Origin of the sequence: Polynucleobacter sp. SHI8, from assembly GCF_027944005.1 — a bacterium.
GTDB lineage: Bacteria > Pseudomonadota > Gammaproteobacteria > Burkholderiales > Burkholderiaceae > Polynucleobacter.
In genome coordinates this window covers 704,240-723,002 of the sequence record NZ_AP027204.1, presented here as the reverse complement: position 1 = coordinate 723,002, position 18,763 = coordinate 704,240, and the positions used below count along the sequence as shown (strand labels likewise).

Annotated in this window: 22 protein-coding genes and 1 tRNA gene; 6 read left to right on the top strand and 17 right to left on the bottom strand. The window is 36.1% G+C overall.

Annotated elements, in window-relative coordinates:
- Positions 1-45: 45 nt before the first annotated feature.
- The 4 genes from QMN06_RS03695 to QMN06_RS03680 form a co-directional block, all read right to left on the bottom strand.
- Positions 46-528 carry a hypothetical protein gene (locus tag QMN06_RS03695; protein ID WP_281971179.1) on the bottom strand — a complete coding sequence of 161 codons (483 nt, stop codon included), beginning with the start codon at positions 526-528 and terminating at the stop codon, positions 46-48.
- Complete coding sequence (locus QMN06_RS03690; protein WP_281971178.1) at positions 525-1,748, bottom strand: sialidase family protein; 1,224 nt, start codon at positions 1,746-1,748, stop codon at positions 525-527. The genes QMN06_RS03695 and QMN06_RS03690 overlap by 4 nt, the downstream gene beginning before the upstream one ends.
- Positions 1,749-1,814: 66 nt before the next feature.
- Complete coding sequence (locus QMN06_RS03685; protein WP_281971177.1) at positions 1,815-4,067, bottom strand: TonB-dependent receptor; 2,253 nt, start codon at positions 4,065-4,067, stop codon at positions 1,815-1,817.
- Between the two features lie 70 nt (positions 4,068-4,137).
- Positions 4,138-4,518 (bottom strand): DUF2946 domain-containing protein, encoded by a 381-nt coding sequence (locus QMN06_RS03680; protein WP_281971176.1) that lies wholly within the window; start codon positions 4,516-4,518, stop codon positions 4,138-4,140.
- A gap of 162 nt (positions 4,519-4,680) precedes the next feature.
- On the opposite strand from QMN06_RS03680, the gene QMN06_RS03675 reads away from it, so the two are divergent.
- Positions 4,681-5,412 carry a cyclic nucleotide-binding domain-containing protein gene (locus QMN06_RS03675; protein WP_281971175.1) on the top strand — a complete coding sequence of 244 codons (732 nt, stop codon included), beginning with the start codon at positions 4,681-4,683 and terminating at the stop codon, positions 5,410-5,412.
- A gap of 10 nt (positions 5,413-5,422) precedes the next feature.
- Here QMN06_RS03675 and QMN06_RS03670 read toward each other — a convergent pair whose 3' ends face one another.
- Together QMN06_RS03670 and QMN06_RS03665 are read right to left on the bottom strand one after the other, a co-directional pair.
- Positions 5,423-5,866, bottom strand: coding sequence for a universal stress protein (locus QMN06_RS03670; RefSeq protein WP_281971174.1), 444 nt, complete (start codon positions 5,864-5,866; stop codon positions 5,423-5,425).
- A gap of 233 nt (positions 5,867-6,099) precedes the next feature.
- Complete coding sequence (locus QMN06_RS03665; RefSeq protein ID WP_281971173.1) at positions 6,100-6,798, bottom strand: hypothetical protein; 699 nt, start codon at positions 6,796-6,798, stop codon at positions 6,100-6,102.
- A 104-nt stretch (positions 6,799-6,902) separates the two neighbouring features.
- Here QMN06_RS03665 and QMN06_RS03660 point away from each other — a divergent pair, with 104 nt between their 5' ends.
- On the top strand, positions 6,903-8,246 hold the full coding sequence (locus tag QMN06_RS03660; RefSeq protein ID WP_281971172.1) for a diguanylate cyclase: 1,344 nt from the start codon (positions 6,903-6,905) through the stop codon (positions 8,244-8,246).
- Between the two features lie 146 nt (positions 8,247-8,392).
- Here QMN06_RS03660 and QMN06_RS03655 read toward each other — a convergent pair whose 3' ends face one another.
- On the bottom strand, positions 8,393-10,285 hold the full coding sequence (locus QMN06_RS03655; protein WP_281971171.1) for an ATP-binding protein: 1,893 nt from the start codon (positions 10,283-10,285) through the stop codon (positions 8,393-8,395).
- Positions 10,286-10,627: 342 nt separating this feature from the next.
- Here QMN06_RS03655 and QMN06_RS03650 point away from each other — a divergent pair, with 342 nt between their 5' ends.
- Positions 10,628-11,053: a universal stress protein gene (locus tag QMN06_RS03650; RefSeq protein ID WP_281971170.1), complete on the top strand. Its 426-nt coding sequence runs from the start codon at positions 10,628-10,630 to the stop codon at positions 11,051-11,053.
- Positions 11,054-11,165: 112 nt separating this feature from the next.
- On the opposite strand, the gene QMN06_RS03645 is transcribed toward QMN06_RS03650, so the two are convergent.
- From QMN06_RS03645 to QMN06_RS03630, 4 genes are all read right to left on the bottom strand, one after another.
- Entirely contained in the window at positions 11,166-11,435 is a 270-nt protein-coding gene (locus QMN06_RS03645) for a hypothetical protein (RefSeq protein ID WP_281971169.1), read from the bottom strand.
- Positions 11,436-11,618: 183 nt separating this feature from the next.
- Positions 11,619-12,944 carry a TAXI family TRAP transporter solute-binding subunit gene (locus tag QMN06_RS03640; protein WP_281971168.1) on the bottom strand — a complete coding sequence of 442 codons (1,326 nt, stop codon included), beginning with the start codon at positions 12,942-12,944 and terminating at the stop codon, positions 11,619-11,621.
- A 437-nt stretch (positions 12,945-13,381) separates the two neighbouring features.
- Positions 13,382-14,227: a hypothetical protein gene (locus QMN06_RS03635; RefSeq protein ID WP_281971167.1), complete on the bottom strand. Its 846-nt coding sequence runs from the start codon at positions 14,225-14,227 to the stop codon at positions 13,382-13,384.
- Positions 14,228-14,320: 93 nt separating this feature from the next.
- Positions 14,321-14,737 carry a BLUF domain-containing protein gene (locus tag QMN06_RS03630; RefSeq protein ID WP_281971166.1) on the bottom strand — a complete coding sequence of 139 codons (417 nt, stop codon included), beginning with the start codon at positions 14,735-14,737 and terminating at the stop codon, positions 14,321-14,323.
- An 86-nt stretch (positions 14,738-14,823) separates the two neighbouring features.
- Between QMN06_RS03630 and QMN06_RS03625 the strand changes: the two genes are divergently transcribed.
- On the top strand, positions 14,824-15,108 hold the full coding sequence (locus QMN06_RS03625) for a flagellin (protein WP_348649144.1): 285 nt from the start codon (positions 14,824-14,826) through the stop codon (positions 15,106-15,108).
- Positions 15,109-15,188: 80 nt separating this feature from the next.
- Here the strand turns inward: QMN06_RS03625 and QMN06_RS03620 are convergent, their stop codons facing one another.
- From QMN06_RS03620 to QMN06_RS03610, 3 genes are all read right to left on the bottom strand, one after another.
- Entirely contained in the window at positions 15,189-15,662 is a 474-nt protein-coding gene (locus QMN06_RS03620; protein ID WP_281971165.1) for a hypothetical protein, read from the bottom strand.
- A gap of 84 nt (positions 15,663-15,746) precedes the next feature.
- Positions 15,747-16,067, bottom strand: a complete 321-nt coding sequence (locus QMN06_RS03615; protein WP_281971164.1) for a nucleotidyltransferase domain-containing protein — start codon at positions 16,065-16,067, stop codon at positions 15,747-15,749.
- Entirely contained in the window at positions 16,060-16,473 is a 414-nt protein-coding gene (locus tag QMN06_RS03610; protein WP_281971163.1) for a nucleotidyltransferase substrate binding protein, read from the bottom strand. The genes QMN06_RS03615 and QMN06_RS03610 overlap by 8 nt, the downstream gene beginning before the upstream one ends.
- Positions 16,474-16,582: 109 nt before the next feature.
- On the opposite strand from QMN06_RS03610, the gene QMN06_RS03605 reads away from it, so the two are divergent.
- The gene (locus QMN06_RS03605) at positions 16,583-16,720 is read left to right on the top strand and encodes a hypothetical protein (protein ID WP_281971162.1); all 138 of its coding nucleotides are present in this window, start codon (positions 16,583-16,585) and stop codon (positions 16,718-16,720) included.
- Between the two features lie 108 nt (positions 16,721-16,828).
- A complete protein-coding gene (locus tag QMN06_RS03600; protein WP_281971161.1) occupies positions 16,829-17,545 on the top strand; it encodes an MgtC/SapB family protein in 717 nt (238 codons plus the stop codon).
- A 175-nt stretch (positions 17,546-17,720) separates the two neighbouring features.
- Here QMN06_RS03600 and QMN06_RS03595 read toward each other — a convergent pair whose 3' ends face one another.
- The 3 genes from QMN06_RS03595 to QMN06_RS03585 all read right to left on the bottom strand — a co-directional run bounded on the left by QMN06_RS03595 (position 17,721) and on the right by QMN06_RS03585 (position 18,486).
- Positions 17,721-18,074: a DUF86 domain-containing protein gene (locus QMN06_RS03595; protein ID WP_281971160.1), complete on the bottom strand. Its 354-nt coding sequence runs from the start codon at positions 18,072-18,074 to the stop codon at positions 17,721-17,723.
- Positions 18,071-18,361: a nucleotidyltransferase family protein gene (locus QMN06_RS03590; protein ID WP_281971159.1), complete on the bottom strand. Its 291-nt coding sequence runs from the start codon at positions 18,359-18,361 to the stop codon at positions 18,071-18,073. Before QMN06_RS03590 ends, QMN06_RS03595 begins: the two co-directional genes overlap by 4 nt.
- A gap of 48 nt (positions 18,362-18,409) precedes the next feature.
- Positions 18,410-18,486: transfer RNA gene (locus tag QMN06_RS03585), tRNA-Arg, on the bottom strand.
- Between the last annotated feature and the right edge of the window lie 277 nt (positions 18,487-18,763).

Sequence of the window (18,763 nt, the reverse complement as noted above, 5' to 3'; positions counted from 1 at the left end):
ACCGATTGTTATTTTTTATCTTGATGATAAATTCGCAATCAAAAACTAATTACTTGACTGTTTACTAGACCATTTTTTGATATCTTTAAATTCAACGGATCCTAAAATACGTTCTTTTTTTCCATCTTTACCTATGAGAATAGTCATCGGAATTTCTCCATGCCATGTTCTATCGACTTCAAAATAAATAAATTCATCAAAATTACTCGCTAGATAATAGTGATCGTACTTCTCTAGTTTAGCGCTCTGCAATCTCTTGCGGATCATCGCACCAGAAACATCATCCACCTGCACAAAAATAGCCTTGATATTTTTGTCCAATTTTAAGTACTTGCCCCACTCTGGGAGTTCTGTAATACATGGCCCACAGGTTGTTCCCCAAAAATGGATAGCGACAGCTTGATTGGGATATTTTTTTATTATTGCTGACCAGTCGCCAGATTGATAAGGTTGCAATTTTATCTCTGCATATGCAACAGAAATAGAAATGCAAATCCAAAAGCTCAATAGGCATAATATTTTTTTCATTCTCGATTCATCTCAATCAACTGGTAACCGCTCTGGCGTGTTAACCATGATAAATATACCCTAGCTTTTGAACTGATCAATAAAGGATGGTCAGAATAGCCTGATGTTTCAGATATCAATTTTTTATCACTCCAAGTCTTTCCATCATTTGCAGAAAACTCGGCATACACGCGAGACTTTTCACCATCAAACTCTTTCCACACCAACCAAACTTGATTGTCTAACGATAAAAGATAAGGTCGACCCACATTACTGCCCTCATCTCCTAATTGACGTGGTGAAGAAAAACTTACTCCTTGATTACTGGATTTGGCATAAAACACCCCCGCACGATTAGCTCCTTGCGTAAACCAGGCAGTATGAATCGTGCCATTTTTGGATACCGTCATCGTGGGTCCATGGTGTGGGCAAGTATCTGTTTTCCATTGATCATTAGCGATGGGTAAAATTTTGCCGACTTGTCCATTTGCTTGAATGATTTGCACTGCATGATCCCGAATTCCTTGATCAAAAATAGCTCGGTATATAAAAGCCGGTGATTGATCAGGAATAAGCGCAACACCAATTCGGCAACACTCGCAGGTGCTTGGATTGGCAATCACTTCCTTACCAGCAATTACCCCTTTTTGATCTAACCAACCATAAGCAACTGAGCCACCTAATTTCTTTTTACCTTTTTTATTTTCTTCGGCAATCAAGCGTTTATCAATCCATGTGATAAATACGCCATTCCTACTATTAATCAATGATGGAAATCGTTGACTTGTTTCATCTTTAACAATACTAATTGGTCTAGAAAAACTCTTGCCTTGATTCTCTGATACAACTGTATTCACTTGTGCATTCCAATTACTATCCTTAAAGAAGGCATAAGCAATGACAATTCGTCCCTGAGCATCAATGGCAATTTGTGGTCTTGCATCTCCACCATTATCCAAAGATTTTCCATGCTCAGCCAATCGAGTCGGAGCCTCAAACGACTTTCCTAAATCATTCGATTTTGCTAAAGAGACTACCCCACCGGCTGTCCAAGTTACCCACAACTCGCCATCATTTGTCATAAAAGGAGTGGCTGCGTTAGCACATTCCATGCCAATTGTCGTGCAACTCACAACAGGCTTTTTCATCTCGTGCTGATGGGTTTGAGCATGTGTTAAAGCTGAAATAGACATCAATAGCATCCCCAAAATACCTAGTTGTCTTTTCAGTTGATTGGCCATATTTACAAACATCTCTATTCCGATTCTAAAGTTTAACTATCATCAATTTGCAGGTTAACTTACCATTTAAAATTTATAACGCAATCCAACCATCACTAACCTTGGCATTCCCACGGTGGGAGTTGTTGAAGATGAGCCGCCATCGGTATAGTAACCTTGATTGAGCAGATTGATGCCATTGGCTGTAAGGGTGGTCTTATTGTCATAGTCATAAGACAAACTAAAATCGACCGTTATATATCCTGGCATTTGAACCGTTTGCGCAGTATCAAGATACGCTTGGCTGACCGCACGCGCTTGCCAATAAGTTTTCAGCTTAGGAGTGATCTTCCAGTCAATCCCCAAAATACCCACATTTGGCGAGACACCTCCTAATTGTTGAAAGGCTGGATTTTTTGAAGGGTCAATCGTATTTGTCAAATACGCGTTGGTATACATATAGTTAGCAATTAACGACAAATTACTTGCCAGATGCCACTTTGTACCTAGCTCTATACCATTTGATCTAGAATCAAATTGATCAAGATAGTAATTAAAAGAAGAAGCGGTAATGCCATACATACTTTTAACACTCGAATAATATTGTGCTGCAACGCCAGTTGATGAACTTGACAATGCCATCGAGTAGTTCATGTTTTGCACATAAAGGCTATAGTAAGTGAGATTAAGATCAACCAAAGTAGACTGGTAATCTGTGCCAACTTCCCATCCATAGAGATTCTCTGGAGAAAGATTGGGGTTTGAAATTGAAGTAGAGGTACTCGAAGTACTACCAAAACTTCGATACATATTATTCATACCTGGTGCACGAAAGCCTTTATACGCAGAAGATCTTAAAGATAAATTATCATCCGCAAAATACTTCAGTGACAAGCTAGGATTAAAGCTATACGTCGTTTTATCATCTTGCGCATTTGGATTATTATTAATCGTAATGTTCGCATTTGAGTTTATCCATGAATCTAAACGCAAACCAAGCGTTGCTTCGAATTCATCGATAGGGCGATATTTTTGCTGGTAAAAGGCTCCTATAAACTGCTGGGTAGCTTGAGAAGATATAAAAGTATTGACGGTTGGCGCAACTGTCACAACACCATTAACGACCGTGGGAGCATTGTAATTAAACTGGGAATCTTTGGCACTTAACCGGCGCGAGTCAACACCTAGCGTGCTGGTTCCAATTGAATGATTGTTGGAATATACGAGTGATGCGCCAACTTCGTTATAGGGTTGATAATCCGTTTGTCCAATATATTTATAAATGGGTGCAGCATCTGATGGGACAACACCTGCACTAAATGAGGTACCACAAGTTTTGTTATAGGCGCTTGTTGTAGGCGCATACACACCATTCGTTGTATTGATACCTGGCCAACATCCGGTTGCGTTGTTCTTATTAAAGACAATAGATTGAAACCATAACTTGCCATCAATAGTGCTTTTATCGGACAGTTGCGAAGTAACGCCAGCAGATAAATCATAGGCTTGTTGGAGATTTTGTCCAAGCTCATTGTTGATATATTGATTTTGTTCGTGATAGCCTAACTTAAAAAAGCCAGATGTGGCAGCATCCAATTGATAGTACGAATCAACTCTCAAGTTGGCTTGCTTGTCTGAATTTTCAACTTGCCCAGCACTGAGTTTGTAGGACCCATTAAAAAAAACAGGTGTTGGGATATATCCGTCCGTATGAAAATAATCTGCAGAAATACGCACTTTTAAGTTGTCATTCACTTGCAGATTTTTAGCTGCATAAAAATTTTGCGTATTCATGTTTCCTAGGCTTGCAGAAATCTCTCCGTCAGGACCCTCCGGTTTTTTAGAAATAATATTGATCACACCCGCAACGGCCAAATTTCCCCAAAGGGCAGAACCTCCTCCGCGAACTACCTCGACCCGCTCAATCGAGGCCAAAGGAACTTTAAACCACTGGATTGTCGAATAAAAGGGATCATGAATGGGAATTCCGTCCAACATCACAAGTACTTTGGCATTAGCTAAACCGCGCATCTTCAAACTTGTCCCTGTGGGGTCTGATACGTAGTAAGGCGCTCCTGATAAATTTACAGAACTGATATTGCGAAGTAATTGATCTAAGCTTAATGCAGGACTTTTTTGAATGTCCTCTTGAGTAATCAAAGTTGTAAAGACTGGCATCGATTCTAATTTGGTACTAGACCTACTCGCATCAACAGAAATCTCAGTAACATCTGATTGAACGTTACTTAACATCACTGAATTACCAGGAGAGTTTTGTGCCCAGATGGATGTTGCCCATAGAGCAGTAAGTAAAACAAATAATTGACGTTTATTCATCATCTATTGAATAAATGCCTAAAGGCATTTATTCCCTCCAAAAATTAAAAATATTTTGCTATCGCTAAACTAATTAAGCGATGTGAGGAGGTGCCCGAGAAGGTTGGGTAAGCCATACGATGAATGGCCGAGGAGCTTGCTCATCCAAGATTATAAAAGTGATTGGATAATCTGCAATGAAAGCATGTGTCTGAACTGTGACAGGGATGTATGACACATGTTGTAATGTGCAATAAGGGCAATGCTCTTCACTAGAAAGATCTGTGCCTTTATTAGAGTCAATCTGAATATGATGAGAAATCTTCGTACCAAGTGCAGAACAAACTTCAGCATCAATCGTAGTTACGGAAGCATTCAAATTGATGGCCTGAGAAATCACCGGCGCCATGAGGCTCATCAGAATAGCTAAAACAGCTATCCAATGCACCCATGAAGAACGTTGACTTAATTTCATGAAGAAATTGTAGCATTTCTGACTATCTTGCTAAGGTTAGTCATCTTTGTTTTTAAATTGAATTCAAATACTCTAATTAGTTGAAAATAAAAGAAAAGAACTACTTCTAAGCCCCTTTATGAATCATAATGGGTTTATAACTATAAACAAGAAGAGGTATCTATGAATCCATTACAACAAGCAGCAAAATGCTCTACTTGTGTCATTGGAAAGTTTTGCCTCCCTCTCGGTCTATCAAAAGACGAAGCTGAGCAAATTGATATTTTAGTTAATCAAAAATTAAGAATCAAAAAAGGCGAATACTTATACCGTCAAGGTGATCCTTTTGTTTCTATATATAGTATTCGTTTTGGCTCCATGAAAACAGAACTTCTCTTACAAGATGGTAGAAGCCAAATTATAGGTTTTCATTTGCCAGGGGAAATATTAGGACTCGATGGCATCGGCAATAATCACTATCAGTCAGAGGCCATCGCTCTAGAAGAATGTGAAGTATGTATTATTCATTTCACAGAATTTGAAATTTTGTGTCAAAAAATACCTTCTTTACAACGACACCTCTATCAAATTTTGAGTCGTGAAATCACACAAGACCATCGTCATTTACTGACTTTAGGTAGTTTGAATGCCGAAGAAAAGTTGGCTTATTTATTTATTTATTTATCAGAACGACTTGTGAAACGTGGTCTATCTGCAATTGATTTTAATTTAGCGATGGGTCGTGAAGAAATCGGCGACTACCTAGGTCTTACGATAGAAACAGTTAGCCGCATCTTATCTAAGTTTTCTCAAGCAGGTATTATTGAAATTAAAAATAAACATTTACAAATTCTCAACATTAAAGAATTGTATCGATTGGCTGGATCTGAATTAACCCAGCCAGTACGACAGTAATTAGAACTACTTAGGCATTCAAAATCAAGACGGGTATTTTGCTATGCAAGATAACCTCATGTGCCTCACCCCTTAAAAAGAATCCTTTAATACCTTTTCTTTTGTGGGAAGCCATCATAATCACATCTGCTTTTACTTGTTCAGCCGCATCAATTACACCATCTGCAATATTCGGATGAAATACATGAATGCTACCAACCTCTAAATCTTCCGGAATCAATGCTTTTGATTTGGTAAAGAGGTGCTTTGCAAAATCATTACATGCTTTTTGATGCGCTTTTTCACTTATGACTACTTCATTGACCATATCTGAATACATATACGGTCCTAGTGGGTCAGATACGTAAACTAAAGTAATCTTCGCACCATCGATCTTCGCTAGGCGAATAATTTTTTTGAGTTCTAATTTGGTTAAGTCGTCCCCGCTGACTGGGGCTAAAATATGTTTAAACATGACATCCTCCTTGGTTGATTCCACAATAGCAAATATGCTATTTTTTTATTTGATATAAATCAAATTTTTTGGACTTGATGAATATTCTTTTTGTTCTATGAATTGATGATTAATTCACTAAAATTACGGATCCAATTCCATTTTATAACATCAAAACAATGGATGCAATGGCTTTATACTTTTTCCAATTATTTAGATATTTTTATCCATTAAAAACCCACTCGATAATTTACTTAATTAACCAATACCGGTCTAGTCGAATTAGACCCGCCATTAGGAGTAAAAGCATTCGTAACGCTAATGTTTCCGCTACCACTCAAATTGATATTTTTGACGATAATTTTGCCTATAGGGAGAGTTGTACCACTACTTCCAGTTAAATTAACCCCAGCAGTAGGAGCGTAAATATTGCCGTTTAGTGTTGAGTTTCCACTACCTTTAATATTCATATCATTAGTATTATTTGCTGATTGAAAAAACAACATACCTGCATCGGGACCAGTCATAGGGGCGGATAAGTTAAAACCACCACTTCCTGTTGCATTGAGAGCGCCTGGTGGATAAGTAGCATTGCCAGAGTTATAAATAAGTACGCTAGTTCCGTTGACATTCCCACTTCCAGAGAAGTTTGCTCCTCCGCCGAACACTATATAAGTTCCTGCTCCAAGCGTAACTGATCCACTACCGCTTACATCTATCCCATTGCTGTAGATAACATAATTACCCGGATTAAATTGTAATGATCCAGAGCCAGATGAAGAGATACCTTTGAAATAACCGGGGTTTAAGGTAACATTTCCGCTACCGGTAATAGAAACTCCACCACAGTAATTTCCGAGGGGGACGATTGTCGTACCGCTGTATTTAACTAAATTATTTTGAGTGCAAGTACCTGGTGGTGGGGGATCGAATCCAACTTTGGATGATTGCAATCAGTATTGCATTATTTATTATTTTCTTAGGTCTTTATACGAGTTACGTTTTTTATCAAAATGCTATTCAATACCGATCAAAAGAATTTACAACAATAACATTTGTGTTATCTAAAAATGTTGAACAAATTATTAAAAAAAATGAAACTCAATTAAACAACCTAACTGATTTAATTAATAATCTAAGTTTAAAAAATGCATCAGAATTTAAACGATTTGCCTCAGAAAAAAAACAGTTCGAAAGGCTTGTCGATACACTTAAATCAGATCCAATTATCGATGTTGTCACACTTGTTGATGAAGATGGTTTCGTATTAAATTTTTCAAGAAAATATCCACCACCCCCAATTAACTTATCCGATAGAGATTATTTTATTTATTTAAGGAGTCATACTGATTCAAATACTTTTTTTAGTGCGCCAGTAAAAAATAAAGGTACAGGTGATTGGGTTTTTTACTTAGCAAGGCGGATAAATGGTCCTAATCAAGAATTTTTAGGCGTCGTACTAATCGGTATATCCGTTCAAATCTTCTCAGATTTATTTGCCCAAATAGGTGAAAAACTTGGTCATGGTTCAAGTGTCATTTTATACAATCAAGACAAAATACTGATCAGTAGGTGGCCACTCAAGGAAGAAAATATTGGCAAATTAAATCCAAATCAAATCATTGATCAATCCTTAAAAAATCCAGATCGTAGTAATAACACCATCATTGTTAATGATTTTGGATTTAATCGTGGGACCGATCCTATTGAAAGAATGGTGAATTTCCAACAAGTCCCGGATGTTCCTTTCATTGTGGGGGCTAGTATAGTCAAAGAGGCTTACTTATCTGAATGGTTCAAAAGTGTGCATCTTATATTTCTCTCAACCATCTTTTTCCTCATCTTTATAGTTATCCTGTATTTGGTTTTAGAAAAATCCTATCGTAATAATGTATCGATTCAATTTAGAGCAGATCATGATCCTTTAACTGGTTTATTAAATCGAAGTCTTTTTCAAGACCGTCTTCATCAAGCAATCAGTAAATCAAAAAGGCAAAATCATCTATTCGCTCTACTTTTTGTGGACGTGGATCAATTTAAAAATATTAATGATCATTTTGGTCATCATATTGGCGATTTGACCCTCATTGAAATCGCCGCTAGACTTAAATCCAGTGTTAGAGAAGATGATTCTATTGGCAGACTTGGTGGTGACGAGTTTTTAATTCTTTTAGAAAATATTGATCATCCAAGTAATGCTCTTCAAGTTGCTGAAAAAATTCGGTTAAAGCTTCATCAATTAATGCAATTGAATGAAATATCAATCAATATTAATGTAAGTATTGGAATATCGATTTATCCTCTTGATGGGATTGATGCAGATATACTCATAGATAAGTCGGATCAAGCTATGTACAACGTGAAGCAAACAGGCAGTAATGCTTGTCAATTATTTTCATGATTATCTAAATTAATACTGCTAACGATAGCATGCACAATTACTGTAGTATGCACTGAAAACTGATCGCATCTAAAAGCATTTATATAATTGTTAATTAATAACGATGATCGCTTTTTATAAATTTTTGAAGTAACGAGAATTTTCTTCTACGAAGATAAATATTTAAGCAGTATCTTCGCTAAATCCTCAATCTCAAATGGCTTGCCTAAGAAATCATTCATGCCACTTTGCAAACAAATCTCTCGCTCATCTTCACGAACCCCAGCACTCAGTCCAATGATAGGAATAGCTTTTAATTCTTCTAATTGTCGAATTTTTTGCGTAGCTTGAATACCATCTAAAAGGGGCATTTGAATATCCATTAAGACAAGATCATGAGGATTCTTTTGCAACTCCGCAATACACTCCTCACCATTGGTGACTAATGTAAATTCTATATTTAAATAACCTAAATAATGTCGAATAACTTCTAAGTTGATGGCATTATCTTCTGCTACCAATATCCGTTTATTAACGATGGCATCTAATGCTTCTTGATCCTCTTCGAGGGAAGACAAAACCACTGGTCGAGTAATTGATTCATTACTTGATTTGATTTCTAACTGGAGTAAAAAGGATGCTTCAGTACCTACATTTAATTGACTTCTCATATCGAGATGTGAACCCATTTGCATTAAGATGTTTTGACAGATGGATATCCCAAGTCCCACACCATCATATTTACGTGTATTTGAGTTATCAATCTGATGAAACGGCTCGTAAATATTTTTTATATCCTCTGCAGATATGCCGATACCCGTATCAATTACTCGAAATATTAAATTAGCCCATTGATTATCAATACGGACAACTTCAGCCCTTACCTGAATCGTTCCTTGTTCAGTAAATTTAATTGCATTACCAACCAAATTAAATATGATTTGACGCAATTTATAAAAATCACCCAAAAGATGGGACGGCATATTTTTATCTATATAAAACTGAATTTCAATATTTTTTTCTGATGCGGCGTCTACAAATAAATCGGAGGTGTCGTTAAATATGTTTTTTATACTAAGTGACTCGTTAACAATTCGATATTTACCAGATTCCACTTTAGAAAAATCTAAAATATCATTGAGAATAACCAATAGAGCTTTTGATGAAAATAAAACCTTATTCAAGGACTTTCTAATGTCATTTGACATGGGTGATTTTAGAACTGCTGATACTAGTCCAATTAAACCATGTAAAGGTGTTCGAATCTCATGAGAAACATTTGCTAAAAACTGAGATTTTGCAGTATTTGCTTGTTCTGCTTTTGATTTCTCTACCTGTAATTGAAGAATAAGACTTTCTCTTTCCTTTAATAATTCTTCAATATTTTCTAAATTGGCTGAAGATTGAGTTAATTGCATTGCTCCGTAAAGGAAGTGCTTTAACAAAATAAACATCGTGATGATTGATAAAGTAACCCAGTCCGCAAAACTATGGTCCCCATACATCTGTAATTGATAAAATAGAGATATAAATGATCTAGAGAACCAAACAATCGAAGTGGCTAAGTAGCAAAGGGCAAGTACATTTGAGAATTTATTGACGGCTACTACTCTCATCTTATAAATTTTGAAAAATATCCAAAACTGTAAAATAAAATTTGCTGCTCCCGCATAAGTTCCTACAAATTCAATATAGTCATCATCGACAAGAAAGCTGTAGCCTAGGGCATAAATTCCACAAAACACCTTCATTCCGAGATTATTTACATTTTTACCTTTATTGAAATATTCAATACTTTGGTAGCATAAATAGTGAGAGTAACTCAACAAGAAATTTGCAAAGATATAACCTACAACCACAGGCAGGTAATTACGTGCAGCAATCAAAAATGAACCGATGCAAAAAGAGAAGCATGCATAAACCCAATACTTGACTGAAATGTTATTCTTTTTCTTGAATAAGACTAAGAGCAATAATCCAAACATGAGGTTGATGATAAATAACACCGGAAATAGGCTTTCCGTGGCAAACATCAACTGGCCGTTATTACCGATATACATATTAATTCAAATATTTTAAAAATTAATATGCTAATCATAGCACTTTGATGGCTCCTATTAAGTTGCCCCTCCCAAAGTGATGCACCAGAGTATCACGAATAATCAAAGGGTAGATTTTGTGATCTAGATTGATATTCCAATGGAGTATGAAAGTTAAAAGACTAAATCTAATCGAATTCTCAAATTCCTTACTGAAGATTGATATGAATCAAATTTATTTACATTCTCCATGCTAGGATGAATTCATCGAGTAGTCACCATTTCGTTTACTGATAGTTGCTTACTCGTATAGAGTAAATCTAGTAATTTTGCATATTGTTTTTTGATGATAAAGGAATACACATGAAAGTACTTTTACCCATCGATGGTTCTAAATCATCCCTCAATGCCACAAAGTATGTAGCAAAAATGGCCAAAAATTCTCGTAGTCCAACGATCGTAACTTTAGTAAATGTTCATGACGATTCAGGGCTTGGGTACGTAAAGAAATTTGTGGATAAAAGTATTGTTGATGATTACTTGCGAGAAATTAGCGAAAAAGAATTAAAAGCTGCACAAAAAATCTTAGATATGGCAGGCGTTAAACACAATATGGCTATCTTGCGTGGACATGTTGCTGAAGAAATAATTGCTCTTGCAAACAAAGATAAGGTTGACTTCATTGTGATGGGGGCTAAAGGTAGAAGTGGCTTTTTGGATATCTTGATGGGTTCAATAGCACAACGGGTTAGTAGCACAGCGAAGCAACCTGTTCTACTCATTAAATAGATTGCTTAGTTAGATTAAACCATTTGGTAATGGAGTTAGGATCATCTAACTCCTATCGCAGTAAAAATTCTGCTCATAAATCCAGATATCCGGCGAAATAATTACAGGTGCTTTAATGGTTCATCATTTTTTTGGGCTCATATTCATCATTATGCGCGGTTACCGCACGATAAAGAATCACGAGAATTCCTACCCCAAAGATAATCGGCCTGTACCCCTGAACGTATAACATAAATCCCCCAAGGATTAATGCCAATCCAACAAAACCCCACCCTATATTATTTGCAACTTTGCTCACAACAATCTCCTTTAAGCGCTTAGATAGTATATTTTGACATATTTTTATGATTGGAGTTAATCCAATGGCACGATCATCTGTCATGAATATATTTAAAAAATTAAAAAATAAGCATGGTGAGATTCTATAGATTACGTGATAGGTTATTTAATACTGGATGACGACGGTTCAATTGCAGTGCTGTTACTATAATGTACATGTAACTAAAAGATATCGAGAAATAAGAGTAACAGAACTCTATAAGCTACCAAGTAAATTGATAGCTTATCAAGGCAGATTACGTATTTTATTTTCATACAACTTTGAAGCTAGCATAAATTGAAAATATTCCTGTTCAAATCCAAAGGGTACTTTTTCATTTGAAATTTCTAAGTTCAGTTGATCTATTTCAAAAATGAGCTTTTTATAATCTTCTTCTTGTAATTTATTTACATATACTTTTTTTTCTATTTGTAATAATTTTCTATATCCTTCTCTCAGTTTCATACGGTATCTGATCGCACTCAAACGAACATTAAATTTAGTTAATGTATAAATAATGGTTGCAAAACTAAGCATCAATACCCAAAATCGATTAGCAAATCCTGCAATTGAATGCGGGAAGTACCTCATTATTTCTGGAATACCATAATCATAAAATTTCAAAGCGACTTGACTTGCCTCAATCGTTGCATCCATATATGCCGGAAATTCTTGTCTTTTACTAAAAAACATCATATCGGGATTGCGATTTAGGTTTTTCATAGCTATTAGCATTAAAAACTGTAAGTCTTTATTAAAATCTTTCCGAATTGCCAATGAAGTTGTCGTTGCAATTAACTTAACATCCCGCGGTGGAATCATCCCCTCAATTTCTATAGATCCTTTAGGGATAGTAACTTCCTCTATATGAGGTATTTTTTTCACATATGCAGACGCTAAATCAAAGTTGAATAACTTCACCTGAGGTTCACGAAGTAGTTTTTGAATATCCGGACTTAAGAAAGGTGTGACCACAATAATTGCATCGAGCTTGCCTTCTTGAAAATCGCGATTATTATTATCATATGAGTCAACGATAAAATGTTGATTTTTCTCAATCGAGATCCCCTCTAATAAAAACAATTCTTTAACTAATGGTCTTGTTCCACCTTTTTCTGGACCAACACCAACGCGCAATTTAGATAAATCTTTTAAAGTATTAATTTCTTTACCTAGAGATTTTTGGTAGAAAATCCAAACGGGTTCGTACGCAACACTTCCTAAAGATTGTATTTTAGAAGCCAATTCTTTACTAATTGAACCGCCTTGGATAAATGCAACATCCACATTTGAATGATCAGCAGCTAATAACTCTGCATTCTGTATTGAGCCCTCTGTGGATAATGATTCAACTTCAAAACCTTCTTTTTCGAAATACTCTTTAATTGGCTCTACTAATGATATGTAGCCAGCTACTCTTATTTTCTTTGGCGGTGTCGGCTCTAAGTAGATTACTACCATGATTAACGCGGCTATAAATATGAATGTTAAAAACTTTTGTTCTAGGACAATTTCCTTGATAGTTTTTAGCTCCTCTGCAACTATCTCAAAAAAATAACTTTTAGATTTCATGCTTACTTTCTGTTGTCATCTATTATTTACTTTATTCTTTATCCACTATCAAAAAGACGAATGATTCTTTCTTTTCATTGAATTGATTATTCGCTGGGACAGTTCTATTTCTAATTTTTATTTGGCAACCACTTCAAAATGGCACGTTTTTTTACGTCTCGTAATAAATATTATAGCTCGGTGTAGTTTCAAAAACGACTTACCTTGGGCATGTCGATTAATCCCATATTGATATGTTCAAATGAACTTGTACTACCTAAAACAACTTTGAAATTAGCCTTCTTTGTGAAATTCTAATTTGCCACTAGTAACCTTAAATGGGAAAAGCCTATTTAAAAAATAATGAAAAAATATGTACCAAAAGCAGCGTAAAGCCTCTCGCTTTAGCCATGGGGGAGTAGTCAGGAGATCATTCCATCAGTATGGTAGATATTATTTTATTTTCCTAAGAACTTATGAATTTGAAAAAGAATACCCTTACCCTGCCCTGATTGATTGTTGATAGGAAAAACAGCCTCTGCCGAAAGGTTAAATTCTGATCCAACCCAGACCACACCTGGATTCATGGAACCAGTGACCTGTCCATTGCACATGCCACTCATACAAGTTTGTAATGGAAACTCCACAACAGCTACGAGGCGGTTCCATGGTTCACCCCAGCCTGTTGGCTGAACATACTTATTCAGATATAGAAAACTATATTGAATCGTAAAACCCCAATTGAAAGCAGTTGGTTGAGATTGATTAGTAGATGCCTGATAACCTAACACACCTGTGATTGCCATTGGTTTTAATAAACTCATTGAGTTGGGTAAATCACCAAAGCCTTTAGCATAATAGATTGTAGGCGTATAGGTCGAGGCATTAGAGCTAACTGAAGGGGCAGTTCCCCCAATTTGACCGTTAACTCCTAAGGTTAGGGCAAACTCATGTTGATCGTTAATCGTGAGTTCTTTTTTTACGGTGTAATATAAATTATCAAAACCATTTGCTTCTGGAGTTAAATTAGCATTAGGACTTCGATATACTCCATCAATAGCAATGCCAAAACCATCCATTGGTTCTATGCCACCACCAATCATGAATTGATTAGCCATCTCATTATTAGTCCCTAAACTAGAAACTCTTCCAGCACCTGCATGAATCTCTTTTGCAGCAAATGGATCATCGATGGAAATAGTGGGCGGGAAATACCGATTTCCAGCGATACCATGTGCAAAAACACCTCTTTGACTAAGCGCCAACAGAATAACTAAACTACAGTAAATGTGTTTTTTTGACATAACTCATTTTAATTGACGAGCATGACTATAGTCCCATTCCTATGAATAGAGCTTGAAATGAATTAATCTAGGTAAGTAATGCTAGAGACTGAATTAAACAGATGTTACTGTTTTCATCAGTCTTAATAAATCATGATCATGTTCTGGCATACCGTCTAATACCTTAGCCATTTCTTTGAAATGCTTTGCGATTTGCTCTGCCCCATGAAATCTAAGTTTCCAATTGGGATAACTGCGTTTCTCAATAGAGTTCAACTCTAGACGTCTTAGAATATGATGCCTTTTATCATTGCTGATTCTTTCCCAGACATTCAAGATTTCATATTTATCACCCTCTAAAAGTTGGCAAAAATGGCCATTGTCGTAAAACAAAACTCCAGTAAGTTCGTGAGCTTCATTCCACCTGACGGAACTGTCTAAAATTTGGGTTAAAGAAAGCATCCCCATCAATTGGGTTGCTTTGCTGACATATATGAGTTGAGTAAGATTCATAAAAAGAGTTTTAGACATTCTTCTCTTATTTCAAATTAAAAATACTGTGGGAAACCCTAGTGTAGACATAAGGTTTACCACTAGATAGCGGTTATCAAACAAACATCATTGAAATAGAAAACAGACAGAATAACCAGTTCCAACGCACAACAGAGGTCAATACAGCAAGTGCGCTTCAAGGTGCTCTGCAAAATGGACTCTCAGCAGTGATCAGTAACATGTCTGTATTTTCACAAAGCCAAACCGCTGCTAAGAACCGTATTGTTGATGCCGACTTTGCTGCAGAAACTGCAAGATTATCAAAGAACCAGATCTTACAACAAGCTGGAACTGCAATGCTTGCTCAAGCAAATCAAATACCTTCTTCGGTCTTATCTTTACTCAAGTAATTTTTTGGAGTTTTGGCCTGCCCAGCACGACTCGAACCTGCGAACTTGAGCTTCTTAGACCGTAGGTATTTAATTACCCATTAATTCTTTTTAAAAGATATTTTCTTGAAATTATCTTTTACTAATTGACGCCAACGTCTTTGCCTATAGTGATAAAAACACACTGCAAAAGCCCAAACTACAGGCGTCAAAATACCTGCTTCCACCCGAACATTATCTGTATATGAAGTAACCTCACCTTCAACTTTTATGACAATTCGATGGTCCCAAACTTTTGCTATCCATCCTGAACCATTGTCTCGACCAACATAATAACCATTTGTATTGTGTTCAATTTCAATATTAATATTTTGTAATCCTAACGGAATGAACCCAAATGCGAATAACCATACTTGATAATGTCCTGGCACCCATTTATCAGGAAAGTTGTTTTTATCGCTAGGCAAAATCGTTATCAATGGCCAAGCCACAAATTTCCAAGTGTTCACATACTCAACGTACTTTGCAATAGTTTCTGGCGGGGAGCTAAGGCAGGTAGAAATATTAATATTCATCCTTAGACAATATCAGATTTCCAGACATATACTTGAAGAAATCTCTTGAATGTAGTTAAGTAATTTAAATAGTATTATTTTCACTCATAAAGATTTTTTTATCAAAACACTATTTTTACTAATGATTTCCCGAAAAGCTTCAGAAATAGTTTCCCACTGGACTATGTCAACTTTAAAGGTAAGGTCTGAATTAGAAAAAGCATCCCTAAGATCGGCTAACGAATTCAAAATTAAGGGCGTTTCACCTTTTAAAGCAAGATCTAAATCGGAGTATGGTTTTGCTAAAAACTTAGCTCGTGAACCAAAGGCTAATACTTCTTGATCAGGAACAATCTTCATTAAAATTTCTTCAATAATTTTCCACTCTGAAGAACTAACCTCGATGGGAGGATGAATTTTAGACATTTCTTTTTTGAAGTTGATCTAAAAGTGCTTTTGCTTCTGCAATAAAGTCTGCGATGACAGATACTACCTCTAGTGCAATGTCTTCGTCATAAGTATGACTTGATTTTGATCGCATTTCGCGAAATATCTTCCATTTATTCCAATCACTTAAAAGTAAGGATTGTTCATTGCCGCTTCGGATCAAATCAGCGAACGGCATGGAGTCGAACTGCTCAGGATTTGGGGAAGTTCTTTCAAGATAACGTTTAAGCATCTTATGGCTTATTTCATAAGTAAATTCAAATCTTTGAATTAATCCATCCCGAATTTGGCTATCTTTAATATCTTGTTGATAGCGTGCATAGCCCTCTTGAAGTCTAGCAAGCGCATTCTCAAAAGGAGTTAGATAAAGTTTATCAGTCGACATTTAGAGTATTTCTCATCGGTTCTATTTTAAACTAGATGCTTTGAGCCCTATTAAACCAATTAAAAAAACTTGTGATTATTAGGATTTAAAGAGAAAAGAAGTAATAAGTATGTACTCGGTACAAAGTGTAAAGTATGTGTCCGGTACAGACCTTACAGTTTTGGTCTGCCCAGCACGATTCGAACGTGCGACCTTGGGCTTAAATGGTGTGAAAATTTCGATGAAACAATACACTGCCATTGATTAAGTCAAAATTACGGCAATGATAGACTTGCATGTGTTCAAATACAATTCAACGCATTGTGATGCATATAGAACAAAAGTATTTTATAAAATCAGAACAGATTGGATAGGCATGGAATTTATAAATCAATATAACTTAGGATCCTTGGAGGATACGACAGTGAGTCTTTTGACTGCTTTTATTCTTGGCGGAATCATCGGGCTTGAGAGACAGTTTAGACAAAGAACTGCAGGACTTAGAACTAATGTTCTTGTCGCATTAGGTGCCTCTATATTTGTTGATATTGCAAATCGTATTCATGGTCATGAAGGTGCGGTGCATGTTATGGCCTATGTAGTTTCTGGAATTGGTTTTTTAGGTGCTGGTGTCATGATGCGCGAAGAGGGCAATATTCGTGGACTAAATACCGCAGCCACTCTCTGGGGCTCTGCCGCGGTTGGTGCGGCTTCTGGCGCTGATTTAATTTTTGAAGCAATGGTTGGGACGGTTTTTATCTTAATGGCAAATACCTTACTTCGTCCCGTTGTTAATAGCATCAATAAAAGGCCTATTGACTTAAGTAAAAGTGAGGTTACGGCTACGATTAATATCGTCGCAGAAAAGACTTATCAGAAATTAATTATGTCCAATCTATTGAAACTTCTCAATGAAATTCAATACCCAATTGATGATTTAGATATCACTACATTTGGTTCAAATGATATAGAAATTGAGGCAAAAATGATTTCAACTTCGATGGACAATCATCTTCTTGACCATGTTGTAGAGGAAATGCTAAAAAGTGAACATGTTAGGCAAGCTTTTTGGACTCCCAGCACTACTGAATAAAAAATAAATCCATCTCACTCGATATACTCAATAATAAATAATTTTGAATTAGGTAAGGGTTAAAACAATATATAAAGGGCCAAACCAAATGTCTGGTATAGGCCTTACAGTTTTGGCCTGCCCAGCACGATTCGAACGTGCGACCTTGGGCTTCTTAGACCGTTGTAACTATGAGTTACCGATTTACCAATCTATTAATTTGTATTTTCAAATCTGGCAAATTAACTTGGATGGTTTTCCACAAAATATCTAAGTCAACTTTGAAATACCCATGTGACAAAGCATTTCGCATTTCATAGGCATCAATAAATGGAATATCAGAGTGTTCTTCTATAAATTCAGGAAATAGACGTTCAATATTTCTTGATGCTTCTCCAATAATTTCAAAGTTTCGAATCACTGCATCTTGAATCATTGTATTAGTGATGAAAGCTAATTGATCACAATCTTTTATATAAGACTCAATTCTGTCGATGGCTTGATTGATATGCTTTAGATAGTCATCCAACCTTAGTGGATGTTTAGTCATACTGGTATTGAAGAGGATATCACTTCATCACGAAAGTGCTCAGGTAAAGCATTCGGGGTAAGGACATCCACTGTCACTCCTAGAAGGCTTTTTAATTTCCTTCGAATTGCTCCAATATCAAACAAAGTAGTCTCATTTGTGGGGTCAATCAAAAGATCTAAGTCACTTTGATCAGTGTCCTCACCTTTAGCCACTGAACCGAAAACACGTGCATTACTGGCGTGATGAGAAGCAACAATTTGTCGTATTTGAACTCTATTTTTATTGAGGGCTTCAGATGGCTTCATGGTTCAATTATGCTAATAAATTCATGAAAGAGCAACTTAGGGGTATTTTGGCCTGCCCAGCACGATTCGAACGTGCGACCTACGGCTTAGAAGGCCGTTGCTCTATCCATCTGAGCTATGGGCAGTTAATCAATGATTATATATTTTATAGGCTTTTAAGGCTACATAATTTTTAAGCGCCAAATAAACAATTAGTTGCCTCGGATTCTTTAAATCTTACAAAGGAGATTGCGAGCCTTTTTAAAGTTTGCAACTTTACTTTAAGGAATTGCTAATTCAAATAGGGATATTTTAATAATTTGATCAATGTTTCCTTTTTTCATCTGTAATAAAACTGCATTTTTATTCAAATATGATGCTTAGAAATATTTATTTTTTTAATAGACTGCCTGAAAGTCATCT